Here is a 20805-nt window from a genome sequence, read left to right as displayed (position 1 = left end):
CACCGACGCGGGCTGCGCCGCGAGCGGCCCCGCGCGGTAGGTTCGGGGCCATGCGCGTCCTGACCGCCGACCACCCGCTGATCGCTCACAAGCTGACCTACCTGCGCAAGAAGGACACGGACAGCCCGACCTTCCGCCGGCTGGCCGACGAGCTCGTCACCCTGCTCGCCTACGAGGCGACCCGCGAGGTGCGCACCGAGCCCTTCGACATCGAGACCCCGGTCTCGGCGACCCAGGGCGTCAAGCTCTCCTCGCCCAAGCCGCTCGTCGTGCCGATCCTGCGCGCCGGGCTCGGCATGCTCGACGGCATGGTGCGGCTCCTGCCGACGGCCGAGGTCGGCTTCCTCGGGATGCTGCGCGACGAGGAGACCTTCGAGGCGAAGACCTACGCCAACCGCCTGCCCGACGACCTCTCGGGCCGCCAGTGCTACGTCCTGGACCCGATGCTCGCGACCGGCGGCACCCTCGCGATGTCGATCCGCTACCTCGTCGACCGCGGCGCCGACGACATCACCGCCGTCACCCTCCTCGCCGCGCCCGAGGGCATCGAGGCCCTCGGCGAGCAGATCGCCGATCTCGACGTGCCCGTCACCCTCGTCACCGGGGCGGTCGACGAGCGGCTCAACGAGCAGGGCTACATCGTCCCCGGCCTCGGCGACGCGGGCGACCGGCTCTACGGCGTCGTCTGATCCCCCTTCGCCGAGGGTCACTGCCCCGGCGTGTCGGACGACCGGCCCCAGAAGTCACATCTGCCACACTGACCTCAGGCCGACGCCCGGCCCCTGGTCGTCGACCCCTGCTGCGGAGAGAGAGTCATGTCCACGCCACCGATCAAGAAGATCCTGCTCTGGCTGCTCACGATCTTCCTCATCTACGCGATCCTCACCTCGCCGAGCGAGGCTGCCGACATCGTCGGCACCGCGGGTGACGTCATCGGCAACGGCGTGACGAACATCGGCCGCTTCTTCGACTCGCTGATCGCGAGGTAAGCCCGATGGAGGAGGTCGCCCACCGGGGCCTGCGGCGCTATCTCCTCCCCGGCGAGACCCCGGTGGCGGAGATCCGTCACCACGCGATCGTCCTGCTCAAGCCTGCCCTCGCCGTCGTCGGGGCCACCGTGGTCGCCGGCTGGCTCGACGTCTCGACGTCCGACTCGGGCAGCCAGGTGCTGTCCTTCGTGTGGCTGGTCTGGCTCGCCGTCGTCCTGTGGGCGCTGTGGCAGTGGGTCGAGTGGCGGCACACCCGGGTCGTCGCGACCGACAAGCGCGTCGTGCTCTTCGAGGGGTGGATCAACCACAAGGTCTCGATGATGCCGTTGAAGAAGGTCACCGACATGGGCTACGAGCGCTCCCTGGTCGGGCGCCTCCTCGGCTACGGCACCTTCATCCTCGAGAGCGCCGGCCAGGACCAGGCCCTCTCCCGGATCGCCTTCGTCCCCGACCCCGACGAGAACTACCGGGCGATCTGCTCGGTGGTCTTCGGCGTCGTGCCGGGCGAGGAGGACGAGGACGAAGGGGGCGACGACCGGGCCTGGGAGACCTCGCAGGACTACGCGACCCGCCTCGGCGTCGTCGACGGCCGCTACGTCGGCACCCCGCCGCACCCGGCGCCGCACCACCAGCCGATCTACCGCAGCTCCGACCTCGTGCGTCGCACCCGCGACGACGACACCGGCGAGCTGCCCCCGTACGACCCCGACGCCTACTGAGCCGACGCCCGGCGGCCCCCGCCGCGCACCGAGCCGTCACGGACGAGCCAGGCGCGACGGACCGAGGCGACGGCGTCCCACCCGCAGATGACGACGATGCCGACGGCCACCGCGGGGTAGGAGACCGACCAGTCGAGGTCGGTGCCGAAGCGCTCGGCGAAGACCCTCGGCAGGTCCGTGAGCAGCTGGTCGCTGAGCAGCAGCCAGACGAGGAGCACGGCGGAGACGACATTCGCGATCACGTTGACGGCCGCGAGGGTGGGCGTCCAGCGCCCGACCCGCCACGCGGCGAGCGACACGGCGGCGTCGAGGACGAAGAGGCCCACGAGGACGAGCTTCCACACGAGCGGCAGCTGCGGGTCGAGCACCTGCACGCCTCGCTCCCCCACCCCGGAGAGCTGCCAGACGAGCAGGACGACCATCGCCGCGCTGAAGCTGACCTCGGCGGCCATCTCGCCGAAGCGGGGCGCACGCCACGGCGCGTCGCCGGGCAGCTGGTCGGGGTCCCACGGCGTGATCGGGGCGTCGCGCTCGGACTCGCTGCGGCTGCGCTCGATGATGACGAAGACGAGGGTGGTCCAGAAGACGAGGTGCACACCGGTCTGCAGCACCGCGCCGATCGTGCGCCCGAGGACGTCGCCGAAGCCCCGGTCGGTCGCGAGCGACTGGGTGATGAGCACCCCGAGGACGACGCACGGCAGGACGACGGCGAGCAGCACCTTGAGCAGACGGACGTAGTCGGCGTAGACGGCCGGGCCGACGAGGTGCTGGGGCCGGCCTCCGTACTCGCGGGCCAGGACGTCCGGGTCGCCGAGCTCGGCGACCGCAGCCCGCTCGGCGGCGCTCGGGTCCTCGCCCGCGGCGACGCGGTCCTCGACGGCCTCCTCGAGGGTGACGCGCAGCTCGCGGGCGACGTCGGGGCCGCTCTCCTGCGGCAGCTGTCGGGTGACCGTCCAGATGTAGCGGTCGGTGAGGGTGCTGGGACTCATGGCGTCTCCGTCTCCAGTGCGTCGATCGCGCGGTCGAGCGACCGCCACTCCTGCATCAGGTGGGCGCGCACCCGCGCGCCGGCCGGGCTCGTGCGGTAGAACTTCCGCGGCCGGGCCTCGTCGGTGTTCCACTCGCTCGTCAGCAGGCCGTGCTTCTCCAGGCGCCGCAGCAGCGGGTAGAGCGTGTTGCCGTCGACGGCGAAGCCTCCGGCGTCGAGCGTCTCGAGCAGGGCGTATCCGTACCGGGGCTGCTCGAGGACCGCCAGGCACGCGAGGACGACCGTGCCGCGCCGCAGCTCCTGCACATGCCCCGCCACCAGCTCCTCGTCCATGCGTCACACCATAGTGTGCGTCGCACACCATTGTCTATGGCACATGCTCACCTGCCCCCACTTTCCCGCCCAGGGCGGGAAAGCTCGACCTCGGGAAGGAAATGTCCTTGCCCGAGGTCGAACCTTCTTGCCCGAAGGGGGACCGGTCCCCCCTTCGCACCCCGTCCACAGACGACGAGCTGTCGGAGCGGCCATCCACAGGACGGGGACATCGCCGCAACGCATGCCTGCGAGCAGCAGACCCTCGTGCATGCGCACTCTCCCCGCCGAGGTCGTCGAGCTCGCCCACGGTCAGCGCGGTGCCCTGACCACTGCCCAGGCCCGTGTCCTGGGCCTCCTCCCGAGCGACCTCGTCGAGCTCGCCGGCCACCGGCAGCTGGAGCACCCCTTCCGGGGCGTCTACACGCTGCCGCCTCCACCCGGCGAGGACGCCGAGGGCCGGCACCTGAGGCTGTGCGCAGCGCTGCGGCTGCTGTACCCCCAGGGCGCGCTCACCGGCGTCAGCGCGGTCCTCGCGCACGGCGCGGCCGTGTCTGGTGCGGATCTCAGCCGGCCGGTCCTGCGGTGGTCCAAGGACCGCGGCACCGGGGTCAAGGGAGCCGTCTTCCGACGCTCCACCGGCCCTGTCGTCGAGACGTCGCTCGGCCCGACGACCGCGCTCCCCCAGGCGCTCGTCGAGGTGGCGATGGACTCCGGACCGATCGCCGGGGTCGTCAGCGCGGACCACGCCCTGCACTCCCGGGCGGTCACTCTCGAGCAGCTGTCTGCTGCGCTGGACGACGTCCGCCGGTGGCCCCGCGCCGGCCGGGTCCGCTCGATGCTGGCGCTCGTCGACGCTCGGTCCGAGTCCGACGGGGAGAGCCAGACCCGCTGCCAGCTGAGCATCGCCGGGATCGTGGCGGTGCCGCAGGTCGAGATCCGCGACGAGGACGGCGAGCTCGTCGCCCGGGTCGACCTGCTCGTCGACGACTGGGTGGTCGTCGAGTTCGACGGCCGCATCAAGTACGCCGACGGCGACCCCTCGGTGCTGTGGCGGGAGAAGAAGCGCGAGGACGCGCTGCGCCGGCTCGGCTACGTCGTCGTCCGGGTGACGTGGGCGGACCTGCGGGTCCCCGGCAAGGTCGCCGCCATGGTGCGCCGAGCACGCCAGGACGTCCGCCCCGCCTGACCTCGGGCAAGAACCTTCGACTCTGGGAAGGACATGTTCTTGCCCGAGGTCGAGCTTTCCCGCCCTGGGCGGGAAAGCTGGGACGGGCGAAGGGGGTCAGAGGGCCTTGAGGATGTCGGAGACCCGGTCCTTCGCGTCCCCGAAGAGCATCTGGGTGTTCTCGCGGAAGAAGAGCGGGTTCTGCACCCCCGCGTACCCCGTCGCCATGGAGCGCTTGAAGACGACGACGTCCGCGGCGTTCCACACCTCGAGCACCGGCATGCCGGCGATCGGGCTCGTCGGGTCCTCCGCCGCGGCCGGGTTGACGGTGTCGTTCGCCCCGATGACGAGGACGACGTCGGTCTGCGGGAAGTCGTCGTTGATCTCGTCCATCTCGAGCACGACGTCGTAGGGCACCTTCGCCTCGGCGAGCAGGACGTTCATGTGGCCCGGCAGACGCCCGGCCACCGGGTGGATCCCGAAGCGGACGTCGACCCCCTTCGCCCGCAGCCGCGCGGTGAGGTCGGCGACGGGGTACTGCGCCTGGGCCACCGCCATGCCGTACCCGGGCGCGATGACGACCGACGACGCGTCCGAGAGCAGCTCGGCCACCCCCTCGGCGGTGATCTCGCGGTGCTCGCCGTAGTCGCGCTCCTCCCCCGTCACCGCGCCGTCGGAGCCGAAGCCCCCGGCGATGACGGAGATGAAGGAGCGGTTCATCGCCCGGCACATGATGTAGCTGAGGTACGCACCCGAGCTGCCGACGAGCGCACCGGTGATGATGAGCAGGTCGTTGCCGAGCAGGAAGCCGGCCGCGGCCGCCGCCCACCCCGAGTAGCTGTTGAGCATCGAGACGACGACGGGCATGTCGCCGCCGCCGATCGAGGCGACGAGGTGCCAGCCAAGACCGAGGGCGAGCAGGGTGATGACGCCGAGGATGCTCTGGCGCAGCGCGTCCTGGTCGTGCGGCACGACGACGTAGAGCACCGTGAGCAGCACGAAGGCGACGAGCACCCCGAGGTTGAGCACGTGCCGGGCGGGCAGCACGAGCGGCGAGCTCTTCATCCGTCCCGACAGCTTGAGGTAGGCGACGACCGAGCCGGTGAAGGTCACGGCACCGATGAAGACGCCGACCGCGACCTCGCCGTCGTGGATCTTGGGGTTCGCGCTCGCCTCGTAGGCGGAGTTCCACCCGACGAGGACGGCGGCGAGCCCCACGAAGGAGTGGAGCAGCGCGATGAGCTCGGGCATGCCGGTCATCTCGACCCGGCGGGCCCGGGCGACGCCGATCGCTCCCCCGACGCCCATGGCGAGCGCGATGAGGACGAAGCCGCCCAGACCGGCGCCCTCGTCGACCTCGAGACCCCCGACGGAGGTGCCGACGGTCGCGGCGAGGACGGTGACGACGAGCGCGATCGCCATGCCGGCGACGCCGAAGCGGTTGCCCGATCGAGCGGTCTCGTGCTTGCTCAGACCGGACAGCGCGAGGATGAAGAGCAGCCCGGCGACGATGTAGGCGCCCTGGACGAGGGTGAGCGGGATCGACATCAGGCGTCACCCTTCCGGAACATCTGGAGCATCCGCGCGGTGACCGTGAAGCCGCCGAAGACGTTGATGCTCGCGAGGAGGATGGCGACGAAGGCGAGCGCCGAGACGGCCACCCCGCCGTCGTGCCCGACCTGCAGGAGCGCACCGACGACGATGATCCCGCTGATCGCGTTGGTCACCGACATGAGCGGCGTGTGCAGCGCGTGGTGGACGTGGCCGATGACGTAGAAGCCGACGACGACCGCGAGCATGAAGACCATGAAGTGCCCGAGGAAGGGCGCCGGGCTCACCGCGGCGACGAAGAGGAAGAGCAGCGCGCCCGCCCCGCCGAGCGCGAGCCGGGTCGTCGGGCTCATCGGCTCCTTCGGCGGCGGCGGTGGGGCCACCTCGGCCGAAGGGGGTGGGGCCGGGGCGGCCGAGACCTGCACCGGCGGCGGGGGCCACAGCGTCTCGCCGTCGCGCGCGACGGTCATGCCGCGCACGACGACGTCGTCGAGGTCGAGGACGAGCTGCCCGTCCTTGCCGGGGGTCAGCAGCTTGAGCAGGTTGACGACGTTCGTCCCGTAGAGCTGGCTGGCCTGGGTGGGCAGGCGGCCGGCGAGATCGGTGTATCCGATGATCTTCACCCCGTGGTCGGTGACGACCATCTCGTCGGGCACCGAGCCCTCGACGTTGCCGCCGTTGCTCGCGGCCATGTCGACGACGACCGAGCCCGGCCGCATCGCGTCGAGCATCGCGGCGGTGATGAGCCGGGGCGCGGGGCGTCCGGGGATGAGCGCGGTCGTGATGATGATGTCGACGTCGCGTGCCTGCTCGAGGTAGAGCGCCGCGGCTGCCCGGTCGAAGTCCTCGCCGGCCTCCTTCGCGTAGCCGTCGCTCGAGCGCTCGGTGACGACGTCGACGGTGAGGAAGTCCGCGCCCATCGACTCGACCTGCTCGGCGACCTCGGGCCGCACGTCGAAGGCGCGCACGATCGCGCCGAGGCTGCCCGCGGTGCCGATCGCGGCGAGCCCGGCGACGCCCGCCCCGCAGACGAGGACCTTCGCCGGGGGCATCTTGCCCGCGGCCGTCACCTGGCCGGTGAAGAGGCCGCCGTACTCGCCCGCGGCCTCGATGACGGCGCGGTACCCGGCGATGTTGGCCATCGAGGACAGGACGTCGAGCGACTGCGCGCGCGAGATGCGCGGGACCGCGTCCATCGCGAGCGCGGTGATCCCGGCCCGGGTGACCCGATCGACGGCCGCGGGGTCGATCGCCGGGGCGAGGAGGCTCGCGAGGGTGGCCCCGGGCCGCATCATCGCCAGCTCGGCCTCGGTGGGCGCGTTGACGCGCACGACGACGTCGGCGGCCCAGGCCTGGGCGGCGGTGCCGATCTGCGCGCCCGCCTCGGCGTACGCCTCGTCGGGGTACGAGGACCGGGCACCGGCCCCGCTCTCGACGACGACGTCGTAGCCGAGGGCGACGACCTGCCCCACGGTCTTCGGTGTCGCGGCCACCCGGGTCTCCCCGGGCCTGGACTCGGCGGGTACTCCAACCTGCATCGGCGATCCTTCGCGAAGCGCTGGGGGCAGGACGCACGCGGGCGCCCTCGGCTGGCCCGAACCTATTGCCTCGCCGCCGACGACGCCCGACTTTGTGACCGCACCGATAGACGCACGCAGGTCCGCGCCTCACATGGTGAGACGCGGTGGGCCGCGGCGTCGCTCACGCCCGGTGGAAGCCCGCCCGCTCGGCCGTCGCGGCATCGGCGAACCACACGTCGACCGTCGTCTCGTCGTACCAGGGGCTGCCGGGCTCGTGGTACTGCATCCACTCGCGGTGCCCCTTGACCGGGTGCCCCGGGGGCATCGAGCCGTCGGCGAAGGGGGCGGCCGAACCCCACCCGTAGCCGCCGTCGACGACGGCCCGGGCCGGCGGGGTGGTGTCGTCGTCGGCGAGCGACTCGGCCCGACGCTCGCGCTCGGCCTCCTCGTCGTCCCAGTACGTGTGGCCCGGGTCGTCGGTGACGGCCGGCGCGGGCGCCGGCGGCGGCTCGACCGGGTCGGGGGCCGACGGGTGCGCGACCGGCTCGGGGGCGGGGGTGGGCTCGGGTGTGCCGGGCTCGGGGGTGGTCGGCTCGGGCGTGATCGGCTCGGCGGACGGGGAGACCGCGGGCGAAGGGGGCGGCGGGGTGCTCGCGGTGGCGCCCAACGACGCGCTGAGGTCCTCGACCGGCCGGGCCGAGCTGCGCGAGATGCGCACCGTCTGCTCGACATCGTCGCTCGGCGCGTGCACGACGGGCGCCTGCTGCGGGTCGGTGCCGGCTGCGGTCGGCGCGCTCTCGGTGATGGCGCTCGCCGGCTCGGTGCTGCTCGTCCCCTCGGTGCTGCTCGCCGGCTCGGCGCTGCTCGTCTCGAAGACCTGCGTCGGCTCGGTCGAGGTCTCCCGCGGCGCTGCGCCGCTCTCGTCGGAGCCCTCCCAGGCCCCGGAGGGCGAGGTGCTCTCGTGGGGCGCGACGTAGGGCGCCGTGCCGCTCGAGCGGGTGTGCGCGCCGGGCGTCTGCTCGGCGGCCGCCTGACGGATCGCGTCGTACGAGGGCATCGCGCTCTCCTGCTGCTTCGAGCGGCGCATGAGCACGAAGGCGACGACGGCGGCCGCGATGACGACGAGCACGCACACGACACCGATGAGGGCGAGCAGGACATCGACAGCCACAGGGACCTCCGGCAGACGCTGGTGACGACCCCGGCGGCCGTCGCGACGACTCTAGCGGCGAGCGGGCCCCCGCCTGCCCTGGACGACCGCCGCCGGGCAGGCGAGGATCACGTCATGAGCGACCCGAAGCAGACCCTGTCCACCGCGGAGGTCGTCGAGTCCGGCCTCGACGACTGGCGCCAGCTCCTGGGGGTGATCCGGGCCCGCTACCGCACCGGCGACTTCGCCACCGGCCTCGCCCTCGTCGACCGGGTCGGGGCCCTCGCCGAGGCAGCCGACCACCACCCCGACATCACCCTCACCTACCCCGAGGTGGTCATCTCGATGTCGAGCCACGACGTCGACGGCATCACCAGCCGCGACATCGACCTCGCCCGCGAGATCTCCGCCGTCGCCCGCGAGCTCGGTGTCACCGCGGACGTCGCCGGCCTCACCCAGCTCGACATCGGTCTCGACACCGACGACGGCAGCACGCACGGCGCCTACTACGCGGCGCTGCTCGGCAGCGACCTCAAGGACGGCGAGCCGGTCGACCCCAGCGGCCAGGTGCCGACGATCTGGTGGCAGACCCCGGGCGACGCCGACCCCGGCGACCCGACCCTGCCGCCGCCGCCCGTCGAGCAGCGGTGGCACCTCGACGTGTGGGTCCCCCACGACGACGTCGAGCGCCGGCTCCAGGCCGTGCTCGACGCGGGTGGTCGGCTCGTCAGCGACGCGGCCGCCCCCTCCTTCTGGGTCGTCGAGGACACCGACGGCAACCGCTCCTGCATCTGCACCGCGACAGGGCGCTGAGGCTCCCCCCTTCGAGGCTCCTGCGTCGCACCTCAGGACGACGCCTTCGAGGCCCCTGCCCGCGACGCGCCGATGGACGAAACCCGGGCGCGGCGCCGGCGGGGGCCCTGCGAGGATGCGGGCATGCGCCCGATCCGCCAGTCCCTCAAGCTGCAGCACGTCCGCTACGACGTCCGGGGACCGATCCTCGCCGAGGCCCAGCGGCTCGAGGCCGAGGGCCACAAGGTGCTCAAGCTCAACATCGGCAACACCGCCCCCTTCGGCTTCGAGGCGCCGGAGGCGATCGTCGCCGACATGACCCGGCACCTGCCCGACGCGCAGGGCTACGTCGACAGCAAGGGCATCTACTCGGCGCGCACGGCCGTCGCGCAGTACTACCAGTCGCGCGGCCTGCGGGAGACGACCGTCGAGGACGTCTACATCGGCAACGGCGTCTCCGAGCTCATCTCGATGGTGCTCCAGGCCTTCGTCGACGACGGCAACGAGATCCTCGTGCCCGCCCCCGACTACCCCCTGTGGACCGGCGCCGTCGCGCTGGCCGGCGGCACCCCCGTGCACTACCGCTGCGACGAGACCAACGGGTGGGACCCCGACCTCGCCGACATCGAGGCCAAGATCACCGAGCGCACCCACGCGATCGTCATCATCAACCCCAACAACCCCACCGGCGCCGTCTACAGCGAGGCGACCGTCCGGGGGCTCGTCGACATCGCCCGGCGCCACGACCTCGTCGTCATGGCCGACGAGATCTACGAGAAGATCATCTTCGACGACGCGGTCCACCACCACGCCGCGTCCTTCGCCGGCGACGACGTCCTGTGCCTCACCTTCTCGGGGCTCTCCAAGGCCTACCGGGTGTGCGGCTACCGCGCGGGCTGGGTGATGATCTCGGGCCCGAAGCACCTCGCCGAGGACTTCCTCGAGGGGCTCACCCTGCTGGCGAACATGCGCATGTGCGCTAACGTCCCCGCGCAGCACGCGATCCAGACCGCGCTCGGCGGCTACCAGTCGATCACCGAGCTCGTCGAGCCGGGCGGGCGCTTCTACGAGCAGGCCAAGCTCGCCTCGAGGCTGCTCAACGACATCCCCGGCGTCAGCTGCGTCGAGCCGCGCGGTGCCCTGTACTGCTTCCCCCGGCTCGACCCGGAGGTCTACCCGGTCGCCGACGACGAGGCCTTCGTCATCGACCTGCTGCGGGCCAAGAAGATCCTCGTCACCCACGGCACCGGCTTCAACTGGTTCGAGCCCGACCACTTCCGCGTCGTCTGCCTGCCCGACGAGGAGCTGCTCACCGAGGCCATCGGGCGGATCGGCGACTTCCTCGAGTCGATGCGGGCGTGAGCACGAAGGGGGCGACCCCCGCCGCGCCCGCCGCGGCACCCCCTCGCGCCGAGATCGGCGCCGTCGCGCTCGGCGGCGCCCTGGGGTCGGCCGGCCGGTGGCTCGTGAGCCTCGCCCTGCCCGGTGCGGCCGGCGGGCTGGCCTGGGCGACCCTCGTCGTCAACCTCAGCGGAGCGCTCGCCATGGGGCTGCTCGTCGCGTGGCTCGAGACCCGTCGCTCCACGCACCCGCTTGTACGCCCCTTCGCCACGGTCGGCCTGCTCGGCGGGTGGACCACCTACTCCACCCTCGTCCTCGACGTGCGCACGACGCTCGCCGACGGCCGCGCGGGCGAGGCGCTCCTCTACGTCGCGCTGACGCTCGCGCTCGGCGTCGGTGCCGCCGTGGCGGGTCTCTCGCTCGGCCACCGGTGGTTCGGCGGCGACGACGCCCACGCCGGGTCGGTCGTCGAGGAGGACGAGCTGTGAGCGGGCTCGACCTCGTGCTCGTCGCCCTCGGAGGTGCCGCCGGGGCGAGCTCGCGTCATCTCGTCGTCGGGTGGGCGCAGCGGGCGCTCGGGGCGACACCCACCGGGGGCACGGTGCTCGTCAACGTCGTCGGGTCCTTCGTCCTCGGGCTCGTCGCCGCGGTCGTCGCATCCGGCGGCCCCGGATGGGTGCTGGCGCTCGTCGGCGCCGGCTGGTGCGGCGCCTTCACGACCTTCAGCAGCCACGCGGTCGAGGTCGCGGCAGCGCTGCGCGCCGGCCGCGCCCGAGTCGCGGTGGTCAACCTCGCGGTGAGCCTGATCGGCTGCCTGCTCGTCGTCGTCCTCGGGTGGACGCTCGGCAGCGCCCTGGCCTGACCCCCTTCGCCGCCCTCCCTCCCCGCAGGACGGGGCCGGTCGACCCGGCCCCGTCCTCGGCAACCGGCGAAGGGGGAGTCTCAGGCGGCCTGCGGGACGGACAGCGCTCGGCCGGCCTCGCGCGCCGAGGCGAGGGCGCCCGCGTGCATCTCGGCGGCGAGATCGGTGAAGTCGTCGAGAGCAGGGTTGACCCCGACGAGCGTGAAGTCCCGCTCGACGACGGTGAGGTCGGCGCCCCAGACGTCGGCGACGATGCGACGCAGGTAGGACGTCGCGTGGTCCCAGCCCTCGCGCGGGGTGCCGGCGCCGTAGGCCCCGCCGCGCACGGTGCACAGGACGACCTTCGTGCCCGCGAGGAAGGGCGGAGCGCCGGCGGCGGCGCGCGGGTCCGTGATGACGAGGTCGACCCACGTCTTCACGTGCTGGGAGACGCCGAAGTTGTACAGCGGGACGGCGAGGAGGATCGCGTCGGCGGCGACGAGCTCGTCGACGAGCTGAGCGGCGAGGGCCGCGGCGGCCCGCTGCTCCTCGGTGCGCTCCGCCTCGGGGGTCTGGCTCGCGGCGACCGCGTGGCCCCAGGCGTCGGCGGGCAGGACGTCGACACCGATGTGCCGACGCTCGACCGTGTCGCCGGGGTGGGCTGCGAGCCACTCGGACTCGACGACGTCGGCGATCTCTCGGCTCGCCGAGCCGTCGGTGCGGATGCTGGCGTCCAGGCGGAACAGGGTCATGCGGTCCTCCGATGTCAGTGTTTCAAGGTTGAAACCATCGTTCGTTACTTCACGCTTGAAGTCAAGTGAGGTCTACGTCGTAAGGTGTCGCCATGCCCGTCGCCCCGCCGCCCGCCGACCCGGAGGCCCCGCGCTGGCTGTCCGAGGAGGAGCAGCGCGCCTGGATCGCGGTCGCCCGGCTCGTCCTGCAGCTGCCGGGCGCGCTGGACGCGCAGCTGCAGCGCGACGCGGGCATCAACCTCTTCGAGTACCTCGTCGTCAGCCGGCTGTCGATGGCGCCGGAGCGGACCCTGCGCATGGGTGAGCTCGCGGACATGACCGGGGGCTCGCAGTCGCGCCTGTCGAACGTCGTCAAGCGCCTCGAGCACCGCGGCCTCGTGCGGCGCGAGCCCGACCCCGCGGACGGGCGCTACACCCTCGCGATCCTCACGGAGGTCGGGTGGTCGACGGTGGTCGCCGCGGCCCCGGGCCACGTCGACGCCGTGCGCCATCTCGTGCTCGACCCCTTGGACGCCTCGCAGATCACCGCGCTCAGCGAGATCGGCGAGCAGCTGCGCACGCACGTGCGCAGCGAGTGCGACGCCGCCGCCCACGGGTCGGGCGGCGCCCTGGCCGGCACTCCCGACGACCTCAGCGGCTGCGACGCGTCGTGACCCGGGTCAGTGGGTGACCGGAGCGACGCAGCGGTACTCGCCGGGCGGGCCGGTGCCGTCGACCTCGAGCGAGACGCGGCGCTGCGTGACGGCGCCGACGAGGCACGTGCGCGGGCCGGTGGCGATGCCGACGAGGACCCCCGGGGTGGCCGCCGGGTCGCCGAGGTGCGCTGCGATGTCGAGGACCTCGACGTCGGCGTCGTCGTAGCCGAGGCCGAGCACGGTCGCCCGCGTCTCGTCGACACCGATCTCACCGCGGCGGCGCTGGGCCTCGAGCGCCGAGCGCACTCTCGGCAGGGCCGCCCGGGCGGAACTCGAGTCGCTCGGCGAGGGGTCCTGCCGACGCGTGGCCGCGGCGTTCTCCTCGTGGTGGGGAGCGACGAGGTCAGAGGTCGGGTCCGGCGTCGCGCCCGACGTGCTGCTCGGCTGCGGCGTCGAGGTCGAGGACCCTCCGGGACTGGCCGGCACTCCCTCGCCGCACCCGCCGACCACCGTCACGGCAGCCAGGCACCCCACGACACGTGACGCGACCCGTATGCCCATGGCTCCCCCTTCGCTCCGTCCCATCGCACCACAGCGGACCGGTCCGCGCCTGCTCAGCAAGACAAACCCCGGGTGAGCACGAGTCTCGGACTCATGCTCACCCGGGGTTTATCGGGTGACCCGAGAAACTTGGGGCTCGAGGGACTCGACCGGCCCTCACCCGAGCTCGAAGTCCCCTGCACCCGCCCGCATCCGGGCGAGGACCTCCACGAGGGTGGTCGTGTCCTGCTCCGAGAGGCCGAGGGCGCCGAAGACCTCGTCGTTGAGCCGCCGGGTGCACTCCCGCGCGACGCGGGCGCCCTCGGGGGTGATGCCGACGAGCACGGTGCGGCGGTCCTGCGGGTGGGGGCTGCGGGCGACGAGCCCGGCGGCCTCGAGCCGGTCGACCGCGTTCGTCACGCTGCTCTGGTGGACCTGCAGGCGCGAGCTGATCGCGCGCATCGGCAGGGCGTCGTGGCGGGTGAAGCCGAGGAGCATGAGCACCTCGTAGCGCGCGAAGGTCACCCCGCTGCCCTGCAGAGCCGCGTCGACCCGGCGCATGAGGATCGCGTGCGCCCGGATCACCGACGTCACCGCGGCCATCCCGTCGGCGGCCTCGACCCAGCCGCGCTCCACCCACTGGGTGCGCGCCGCGTCGATCGGGTCGAAGGAGAGCACGGCAGCACCTTACATTGACGCGCAATATTTGGACGTCCTACTGTTTGAGGTGACACCGACGTCCTACAGGAGCTCAGTCATGTCTTTGCACACGCCCACCCACCCGGTGCGCTTCGTCACCGCGTCCGCCCTCTTCGACGGGCACGACGCGTCGATCAACATCATGCGGCGCATCCTCCAGAGCCAGGGGGCCGAGGTCATCCACCTCGGGCACAACCGCTCCGTCGCCGAGGTGGTCCAGGCGGCGATCGACGAGGACGTCCAGGGCGTGGCGATCAGCTCCTACCAGGGCGGGCACGTCGAGTACTTCGAGTACCTCGTCCAGCTGCTCCGCGAGCGCGGCGCCGGGCACGTCCAGGTCTTCGGCGGCGGCGGCGGTGTCATCGTCCCCGCCGAGATCCAGCGCCTGCGCGACGCGGGCGTGCGCATCTTCTCGCCCGAGGACGGCCAGCGCCTCGGCCTGCCGGGCATGATCAACACCCTCATCGAGACGTGCGACGTCGACCTGTGGGAGCAGGGGCCGGCCGACGTCGACGCCGTCCTCGCCGGCGACCGGGCGGCCGTCGCCCGGGCGATCACCGGGGCCGAAGGGGGACGCCTCGACGAGACCTTCCTCGCCCGCATCCGCGAGGCGGCTGCCCAGCACGCCGCCCCGGTCCTCGGGCTCACCGGCACCGGCGGCTCGGGCAAGTCCTCGCTCACCGACGAGCTCGTGCGCCGCTTCCGCGTCGACCAGGAGGACAAGCTGCGGGTCGCGGTCATCGCCGTCGACCCCACGCGCCGCAAGGGCGGCGGCGCCCTGCTCGGCGACCGCATCCGGATGAACTCGATCGGCGACGACGGTGCCAGCCCCGTCCTCTTCCGCAGCCTGGCCACCCGCGGGGCGCACGAGATCCCCGAGCACCTCAGCGCGGTCATCGACATCGCCAAGGCCTCCGGCCACGACCTCGTCCTCGTCGAGACCCCCGGCATCGGCCAGGGCGACGCGGCGATCGTCCCCTTCGTCGACCACTCGATGTACGTCATGACGCCGGAGTTCGGCGCGGCCAGCCAGCTCGAGAAGATCGACATGCTCGACTTCGCCGACACCGTCGCGATCAACAAGTACGAGCGCCGCGGTGCCGCCGACGCGATGCGCGACGTGGGCCGCCAGCTCGTGCGCAACCGCGAGGCCTTCGGCGCCCAGCCCCACGACATGCCGGTCTTCGGCACGAGCGCCGCGACCTTCAACGACGACGGCGTCACCGCGCTCTACCAGCACCTGCGCGACGCGCTCGCCGAGCACGGGCTGCCCGTCACCGAGGGCACCCTCCCCCGCGTCGACACGCGCCACTCCACGCGGATCGGCCAGGTCGTGCCGCCCGAGCGCGTGCGCTACCTCGCCGAGATCACCGCCACCGTGCGCGGCTGGCACGAGGAGACCCGGCGCCTGGCCGCCGCGGCCCGTCGCGTGCAGCGGATCAGCGCGGTCGCGCAGGAGCTGCCCGAGGGGCAGGGCGCCGACGACGTGCGCCGGCTGCTCGAGCAGGCCCGCGCCGACCTGCCCGCCGAGGTCACCGAGCTCGTGCAGGGCTGGCCCGCCGTCGTCGAGTCCTACTCGGGCGACGAGCAGGTCGTGCGCATCCGCGACCGTGAGATCCGCACCCGCCTCACCCGCGAGAGCCTGTCGGGCAACCGGATCAGCCGGGTCGCCCTGCCGCGGCACACCGACCACGGCGACCTCGTCACCTTCCTGCGCAGCGAGGGGCTGCCCGGCGTCTTCCCGTACACGGCGGGCGTCTTCCCCTTCAAGCGCGAAGGGGAGGACCCCGCCCGGATGTTCGCCGGCGAGGGCGACCCCTTCCGCACGAACCGACGCTTCAAGCTGCTCTCCCAGGGCCAGAGCGCGACCCGGCTGTCCACCGCCTTCGACTCGGTGACCCTCTACGGCCGGGACCCCGACGAGCGCCCCGACATCTACGGCAAGGTCGGCACGTCCGGGGTGTCCGTCGCGACGCTCGAGGACATGAAGCAGCTCTACGACGGCTTCGACCTCGTCGACCCGACGACCTCGGTGTCGATGACGATCAACGGCCCCGCGCCGACGGTCCTCGCCTTCTTCCTCAACACCGCGATCGACCAGCAGCTCGAGGCCTTCCGCGCCCGCGAGGGCCGTGAGCCCACCGGCGCCGAGGCCGAGGAGGTGCGCACGAGCGCGCTGCAGCAGGTGCGTGGCACGGTCCAGGCCGACATCCTCAAGGAGGACCAGGGGCAGAACACCTGCCTCTTCTCCACCGAGTTCTCGCTGCGGATGATGGCCGACATCCAGGAGTGGTTCATCGAGCAGGGGGTGCGCAACTTCTACTCGGTCTCGATCTCCGGGTACCACATCGCCGAGGCCGGGGCGAACCCCATCAGCCAGCTCGCCTTCACCCTGGCCAACGGCTTCACCTACGTCGAGGCCTACCTCGCGCGCGGGATGGACATCGACGACTTCGCGCCGAACCTGTCCTTCTTCTTCTCCTCCGGCATGGACCCCGAGTACGCCGTCCTCGGCCGGGTCGCCCGGCGGATCTGGGCGGTGACGATGCGCGAGCGCTACGGCGCCAACGAGCGCAGCCAGAAGCTGAAGTACCACATCCAGACGAGCGGGCGGAGCCTGCACGCGCAGGAGATGGACTTCAACGACATCCGCACGACCCTGCAGGCGCTCAACGCCCTCTACGACAACGCGAACTCCCTGCACACGAACGCCTACGACGAGGCGGTGACCACCCCTTCGCCCGAGTCGGTGCGCCGGGCGCTCGCGATCCAGCTCATCATCAGCCGCGAGTGGGGCCTGTCGATGAACGAGAACCCGCTCCAGGGCTCCTACGTGATCGACGAGCTAACGGATCTCGTCGAGGAGGCCGTGCTCGCCGAGTTCGACCGGATCAACGAGCGCGGCGGCGTGCTCGGCGCGATGGAGACCGGCTACCAGCGCGGTCGGATCCAGGACGAGTCGATGCTCTACGAGCACCGCAAGCACGACGGGAGCCTCCCGATCGTCGGGGTCAACACCTTCCTCGCCGAGCGCGGTGACGACGAGGTGCCCGTCGAGGTCGAGCTGGCCCGGGCCACCGAGGAGGAGAAGGAGTCCCAGCTGCGGCGCGTGCGCGCCTACCAGGAGGCCCACCGCGACGAGGCGACCGAGGCGATCGACCGGCTCAAGGCGGCCGCGGCCGGCACCGAGAACGCCTTCGCCGTCCTCATGGACGCCGCCCGCGTGTGCACCCTGCAGCAGGTCACCGACGCCTTCTTCGAGGTCGGCGGCCAGTACCGGCGCAACGTCTGAGCCAGCGGGGTCGTCAGTACGGTGAGCGGGTGAGCGCGCGCGAGAGGTGGCCGGCCCGGGTCTACGGCGAAGGGGACGAGCCGGACTACCGCTTCTCCCTCGCCAACGAGCGGACCTTCCTCGCGTGGCTGCGCACCGGCCTCGCGCTCCTCGCCGCCGGTGTGGCCATCGACGTCCTCGACCTCTCGCTCGGCGAGAGCGAGACGCGGGTGGCCGCGGTCGTCCTGCTCGTGCTCGGCGTCCTCGCACCGGTGCTCGCCTGGCTGCGCTGGGCGGCCGCCGAGCGCGCGATGCGCCGCCGTGAGCCGCTGCCCGGTCTCGGCGTGGCGGCCGGCGGGGTCGCCGGCCTGATGCTGCTCACCGCCGTCGTCCTGCTCGTCCTCGTCGGGCTGTGAGCGGCGAGCGGTGAGCACCGACGCGGCGACCAGCCCGCCCACCCCCGGGGCGCAGCCAGAGCGCACCGCGCTGGCCTGGCAGCGCACCGCACTGGCGGCGGCCACCGGTGCCGCCGTCGTCGGTCGCCTCGCGCTCGCCGACCTCGGACCGGTCGCCGTCGTCGTCATGACCGCGAGCCTCGTCATGGCCCTGGCCGCCTTCGTCCTCGGCCGGCGGCGCTACCTCGCGCCGCACGAGGAGCCGAGCCGGCGCCGGGACGGCCGCGCCCCGGCGCTGCTCGCGCTCGCCGTCCTCGCCATCGGCGTCACCGAGCTCGTCGCGCTGCTCAGCCGGTAGCCTCGCCGCGATGACCCGCTCGTTGACCGACGACCTCGGCACGGTCCTCGACCTGCCCGACGCACCGGCCCGGGTCGTCTCGCTCGTCCCCAGCCTCACCGAGGCGGTCGCCGCGACCGCGCCGGGCCTGCTCGTCGGCGCCACCGACTGGTGCACGCACCCGACGGACCTCGACGTCGCCCGCGTGAGGGGGACGAAGAACCCCGACCTCGCCGCGGTCCGAGCCCTCTCCCCCGACCTCGTCGTCGCGAACAAGGAGGAGAACCGCGAGCTCGACGTGCGCCGGCTGCGCGAGAGCGGGGTCGCGGTGTGGGTCACCGACATCGAGACCGTGCCGCAGGCCCTGACCTCGATGCGGCGGCTGCTCACCGGCCCGCTCGCCCTCGACGCGCCGACCTGGCTCGACGAGGCCGACGAGCTGTGGGGCGGCCCCCCGCCCCCGGTCCGTGACCGCGTGGCCGTGCCGATCTGGCGCGACCCGTGGATGGTCGTCGGCCCCCGCACCTACACGACCGACCTGCTGCGGCGGATGGGGCACGACAACCCCTTCGCCCACGGCACCGCGCGCTACCCCGCCGTCGAGATCACGCAGGTCGACGCCGACGACGTCGACGAGGTGTGGCTGCCCGACGAGCCGTACGTCTTCACCGAGGAGGACGGCCCCGAGGCCTTCACCCGCACGCCGACCCGGCTCGTCTCCGGGCGGCTGCTCACCTGGTACGGCCCGGCGATGGTGCAGGCCCACCACGAGCTGCGCTGAGCCGCCGGGAGGGACGACGAAGGGGGACCGGTCGCCGTGGCGACCGGTCCCCCTTCGTCGTGCTGACGGGTCAGCGGTTGAAGGTCACCGCGTTGTACGCGTTGACGATCCCGTCGCCGTAGAAGCCGTTGAAGCCCGGCTTGCTGACGCACGTCGCGGTGAACTCCGCGTCGCGGCCCTCGTTGGTGTACTCCTGCACGCCGCCCTCGGGGCAGGCGTGGTCGGCAGCCGACTTCTTCAGCACGTAGGCGACGTCACGCGAGTCGTGGCCGAACCACATGCCCTTGCCGGAGCCCCGTGCGCTCACGATGAGCGCGGCGACGCCGGAGGCGTGCGGCGCGGCCATCGAGGTGCCCTGGAGGTACTCGTAGTAGCCGCACTTGTTGGCGCCCTTGCTCACCGGCGTCGTCGAGCACTGCTTGATGACCCCGGCGTCCTTGCCGTCCTGGGTGATGTAGCCCCACTTGCTCACGAGGCCCTGCTCCTGCAGGTAGCGCTGCGAGGCCGTCGAGAGGATGAGGTTCTCGTTCGTGCGGAAGGTGTCGGTCCCGAAGCCGTCACGGAACCAGCCACCGGGGGCCGAGACCTCGATCTCGCCCGAGCTGAGGTCGGTCGCCCAGTTCGAGTAGTCCGCCTTCTTGCCCGACGGGCCGACCGCGGAGGTGCCGATGACGTTGGCGCCCTCGGTCGGCAGGTCGAAGCAGGTGGCGTTGTCGATGGTGCGCTCGTGCGAGACGCCCTCGGGGAAGTTCGGGCTCTCGAGGTCGTTGCGCGGGTTCGACAGGTCGTCGTGCCCGTTGCCGAGCGCGGCGACCATCGTCACGTCGCGGCGGTGGGCGTAGTCGAGGACCCGCTCCATCGTCTCGATCGTCACGTCCTGCTGAGCGGCCTGCTCCGGGGTGTCCTCCGGGGCTCCCCCGCGGCAGTTGAAGGCCCACGGGTCGACGTAGAAGGACATGTTGACGACGTCCATCCGCTTGTCGGCGGCCCAGGTGATGGCGTTGGCCACCGGCCCGAGGAAGAAGTAGCCGCTGTCCTGGCCGGCGCGGACGTTGGCGAGGACGACGTTCGGCGCGACGCCGGAGACGCCGAAGCCGTTGGCCTTCGCCGCGATGGTGCCGGCGACGTGGGTGCCGTGACCGCCGTGGTCGACCGTCGCGGGGTCGACGCAGCCGTCGTACTCGCAGTCGCCGTCGATCGCGGGGATGTCGCGGGTGAAGTTCTTCGACAGGGCGGTGCTGAAGTTGCCCGCGATGTCGGGGTGGTTGGCCTGGACACCGGTGTCGATGACGCCGACGCGCACGAGGCGGTTGCCCGGGTTGACCGCGCGCGCCTTGAAGGAGTCGACCATCTCCAGGCCCCACAGCTTGGAGTCCAGCGGGTCGCCCTTCGTCGCGGCCGCGCTCTTCGAGCCGGCGACGGAGCGCTGCGTGCTCTTCTTCGCGGCCGCGCTGCGCTGGTGCTCCCGGAGCACCTGGTCCTTGGTGACGACGCTCTTCGGCGAGCGGCCGACGGAGATCTCGGCAGCGGCCTGCTTGACGCCGGCCAGACCGCGGGCCTTCGAGGCGAAGCCGCGGTTGCTCGAGTCGACGGTGATCATGCCGATCTGGCGGTTGATCGAGGTGACCGTGCCGCCGGCGGCCTTGACCCGTCGCACGACGGAGTCGATGTCGGCGCCCTTGTCGGCAAGGACGACGTAGGCGCCGCTCGTCATCGACGGGCCCGAGGGCTGCGCGGCCACGGCCGGCGCGGAGACAGGTGCTGCAGGTGCTGCGGCGGTGGCGGTCGTGGCGCTCGCCAGGCCGGTGACACCGAGGGCGGTGGCCCCGACCAGTGCCATGAGCTTCGTGTGACGCATGGATGTCCTCCCGATGATCCTCGGCAAGGAGCCGAGAGGCGTCAGGCTAGGGGGCAGGTCCGCACGCTGGGAAGACCCCGAAAGGTCTGCATTCGGTCAGGACGCGCGAGGGCGCCGACGCCCCGCGTCGCCGCCCTCGGTGCCCGGGTCGGGTCGGGCCCGGAGC

General features: G+C 72.5%; 22 protein-coding genes. 13 read left to right on the top strand and 9 right to left on the bottom strand.

All coding sequences use genetic code 11. The features are described 5' to 3' along the window. The first annotated feature begins 50 nt into the window (after positions 1 to 50). From upp to EEW87_RS14845, 3 genes are all read left to right on the top strand, one after another. The gene (gene upp / locus EEW87_RS14850; protein ID WP_123091431.1) at positions 51 to 689 is read left to right on the top strand and encodes a uracil phosphoribosyltransferase; all 639 of its coding nucleotides are present in this window, start codon (positions 51 to 53) and stop codon (positions 687 to 689) included. A 126-nt stretch (positions 690 to 815) separates the two neighbouring features. Continuing rightward, positions 816 to 989, top strand: a complete 174-nt coding sequence (locus tag EEW87_RS16865; RefSeq protein WP_191564115.1) for a hypothetical protein — start codon at positions 816 to 818, stop codon at positions 987 to 989. A 5-nt stretch (positions 990 to 994) separates the two neighbouring features. Next, complete coding sequence (locus EEW87_RS14845) at positions 995 to 1708, top strand: PH domain-containing protein (protein WP_123091432.1); 714 nt, start codon at positions 995 to 997, stop codon at positions 1706 to 1708. Here the strand turns inward: EEW87_RS14845 and EEW87_RS14840 are convergent. Further along, complete coding sequence (locus EEW87_RS14840; RefSeq protein WP_123091433.1) at positions 1702 to 2697, bottom strand: permease prefix domain 1-containing protein; 996 nt, start codon at positions 2695 to 2697, stop codon at positions 1702 to 1704. The two genes, EEW87_RS14845 and EEW87_RS14840, sit on opposite strands and share 7 nt — an antisense overlap. Continuing rightward, positions 2694 to 3029 (bottom strand): PadR family transcriptional regulator, encoded by a 336-nt coding sequence (locus EEW87_RS14835; RefSeq protein ID WP_123091434.1) that lies wholly within the window; start codon positions 3027 to 3029, stop codon positions 2694 to 2696. The genes EEW87_RS14840 and EEW87_RS14835 overlap by 4 nt, the downstream gene beginning before the upstream one ends. A 250-nt stretch (positions 3030 to 3279) precedes the next feature. Here EEW87_RS14835 and EEW87_RS14830 point away from each other — a divergent pair, with 250 nt between their 5' ends. Next, entirely contained in the window at positions 3280 to 4197 is a 918-nt protein-coding gene (locus tag EEW87_RS14830; RefSeq protein WP_123091435.1) for a type IV toxin-antitoxin system AbiEi family antitoxin domain-containing protein, read from the top strand. Between the two features lie 96 nt (positions 4198 to 4293). Here EEW87_RS14830 and pntB read toward each other — a convergent pair whose 3' ends face one another. The 3 genes from pntB to EEW87_RS14815 form a co-directional block, all read right to left on the bottom strand. Further along, positions 4294 to 5724 carry a Re/Si-specific NAD(P)(+) transhydrogenase subunit beta gene (gene pntB / locus EEW87_RS14825; RefSeq protein ID WP_123091436.1) on the bottom strand — a complete coding sequence of 477 codons (1431 nt, stop codon included), beginning with the start codon at positions 5722 to 5724 and terminating at the stop codon, positions 4294 to 4296. Then, the gene (locus EEW87_RS14820) at positions 5724 to 7265 is read right to left on the bottom strand and encodes a Re/Si-specific NAD(P)(+) transhydrogenase subunit alpha (protein ID WP_123091437.1); all 1542 of its coding nucleotides are present in this window, start codon (positions 7263 to 7265) and stop codon (positions 5724 to 5726) included. Before EEW87_RS14820 ends, pntB begins: the two co-directional genes overlap by 1 nt. Positions 7266 to 7428: 163 nt before the next feature. Continuing rightward, entirely contained in the window at positions 7429 to 8418 is a 990-nt protein-coding gene (locus EEW87_RS14815) for a sunset domain-containing protein (protein WP_123091438.1), read from the bottom strand. A gap of 114 nt (positions 8419 to 8532) precedes the next feature. On the opposite strand from EEW87_RS14815, the gene EEW87_RS14810 reads away from it, so the two are divergent. The 4 genes from EEW87_RS14810 to EEW87_RS14795 all read left to right on the top strand — a co-directional run bounded on the left by EEW87_RS14810 (position 8533) and on the right by EEW87_RS14795 (position 11392). Next, entirely contained in the window at positions 8533 to 9210 is a 678-nt protein-coding gene (locus tag EEW87_RS14810; protein ID WP_123091439.1) for a 4a-hydroxytetrahydrobiopterin dehydratase, read from the top strand. 123 nt (positions 9211 to 9333) lie between these two features. After that, complete coding sequence (locus tag EEW87_RS14805) at positions 9334 to 10551, top strand: pyridoxal phosphate-dependent aminotransferase (RefSeq protein WP_123091440.1); 1218 nt, start codon at positions 9334 to 9336, stop codon at positions 10549 to 10551. Then, entirely contained in the window at positions 10548 to 11018 is a 471-nt protein-coding gene (locus EEW87_RS14800; protein WP_163562469.1) for a fluoride efflux transporter FluC, read from the top strand. The genes EEW87_RS14805 and EEW87_RS14800 overlap by 4 nt, the downstream gene beginning before the upstream one ends. Next, the gene (locus tag EEW87_RS14795) at positions 11015 to 11392 is read left to right on the top strand and encodes a fluoride efflux transporter FluC (RefSeq protein WP_123091442.1); all 378 of its coding nucleotides are present in this window, start codon (positions 11015 to 11017) and stop codon (positions 11390 to 11392) included. Before EEW87_RS14800 ends, EEW87_RS14795 begins: the two co-directional genes overlap by 4 nt. Before the next feature lie 80 nt (positions 11393 to 11472). Here the strand turns inward: EEW87_RS14795 and EEW87_RS14790 are convergent, their stop codons facing one another. Next, positions 11473 to 12123: an FMN-dependent NADH-azoreductase gene (locus EEW87_RS14790; RefSeq protein ID WP_123091443.1), complete on the bottom strand. Its 651-nt coding sequence runs from the start codon at positions 12121 to 12123 to the stop codon at positions 11473 to 11475. A 92-nt stretch (positions 12124 to 12215) separates the two neighbouring features. Between EEW87_RS14790 and EEW87_RS14785 the strand changes: the two genes are divergently transcribed. Then, positions 12216 to 12776 carry a MarR family winged helix-turn-helix transcriptional regulator gene (locus EEW87_RS14785; protein ID WP_123091444.1) on the top strand — a complete coding sequence of 187 codons (561 nt, stop codon included), beginning with the start codon at positions 12216 to 12218 and terminating at the stop codon, positions 12774 to 12776. A 6-nt stretch (positions 12777 to 12782) separates the two neighbouring features. Here the strand turns inward: EEW87_RS14785 and EEW87_RS14780 are convergent, their stop codons facing one another. Continuing rightward, entirely contained in the window at positions 12783 to 13319 is a 537-nt protein-coding gene (locus EEW87_RS14780) for a hypothetical protein (protein ID WP_148041555.1), read from the bottom strand. Between the two features lie 156 nt (positions 13320 to 13475). Next, positions 13476 to 13976 carry a MarR family winged helix-turn-helix transcriptional regulator gene (locus EEW87_RS14775; RefSeq protein ID WP_068272677.1) on the bottom strand — a complete coding sequence of 167 codons (501 nt, stop codon included), beginning with the start codon at positions 13974 to 13976 and terminating at the stop codon, positions 13476 to 13478. Positions 13977 to 14055: 79 nt separating this feature from the next. Between EEW87_RS14775 and icmF the strand changes: the two genes are divergently transcribed. The 4 genes from icmF to EEW87_RS14755 are packed head-to-tail and all read left to right on the top strand — an operon-like array spanning position 14056 to position 18781. Continuing rightward, positions 14056 to 17289 carry a fused isobutyryl-CoA mutase/GTPase IcmF gene (gene icmF / locus EEW87_RS14770; RefSeq protein ID WP_123091446.1) on the top strand — a complete coding sequence of 1078 codons (3234 nt, stop codon included), beginning with the start codon at positions 14056 to 14058 and terminating at the stop codon, positions 17287 to 17289. Between the two features lie 29 nt (positions 17290 to 17318). Continuing rightward, the gene (locus tag EEW87_RS14765; RefSeq protein ID WP_123091447.1) at positions 17319 to 17684 is read left to right on the top strand and encodes a YidH family protein; all 366 of its coding nucleotides are present in this window, start codon (positions 17319 to 17321) and stop codon (positions 17682 to 17684) included. Positions 17685 to 17694: 10 nt separating this feature from the next. Next, entirely contained in the window at positions 17695 to 18021 is a 327-nt protein-coding gene (locus EEW87_RS14760) for a DUF202 domain-containing protein (RefSeq protein WP_068272668.1), read from the top strand. 10 nt (positions 18022 to 18031) lie between these two features. Then, complete coding sequence (locus EEW87_RS14755; RefSeq protein ID WP_123091448.1) at positions 18032 to 18781, top strand: helical backbone metal receptor; 750 nt, start codon at positions 18032 to 18034, stop codon at positions 18779 to 18781. A 70-nt stretch (positions 18782 to 18851) separates the two neighbouring features. On the opposite strand, the gene EEW87_RS14750 is transcribed toward EEW87_RS14755, so the two are convergent. Then, positions 18852 to 20639 carry a S8 family serine peptidase gene (locus EEW87_RS14750; protein ID WP_123091449.1) on the bottom strand — a complete coding sequence of 596 codons (1788 nt, stop codon included), beginning with the start codon at positions 20637 to 20639 and terminating at the stop codon, positions 18852 to 18854. Positions 20640 to 20805: the final 166 nt, after the last annotated feature.

The organism is Janibacter melonis, from assembly GCF_003721155.3.
Classification (GTDB): Bacteria; Actinomycetota; Actinomycetes; order Actinomycetales; family Dermatophilaceae; genus Marihabitans; species Marihabitans melonis.
The sequence above is the reverse complement of the archived record's forward strand: the minus strand, read 5'-3'. Positions and strand labels throughout refer to the sequence as shown.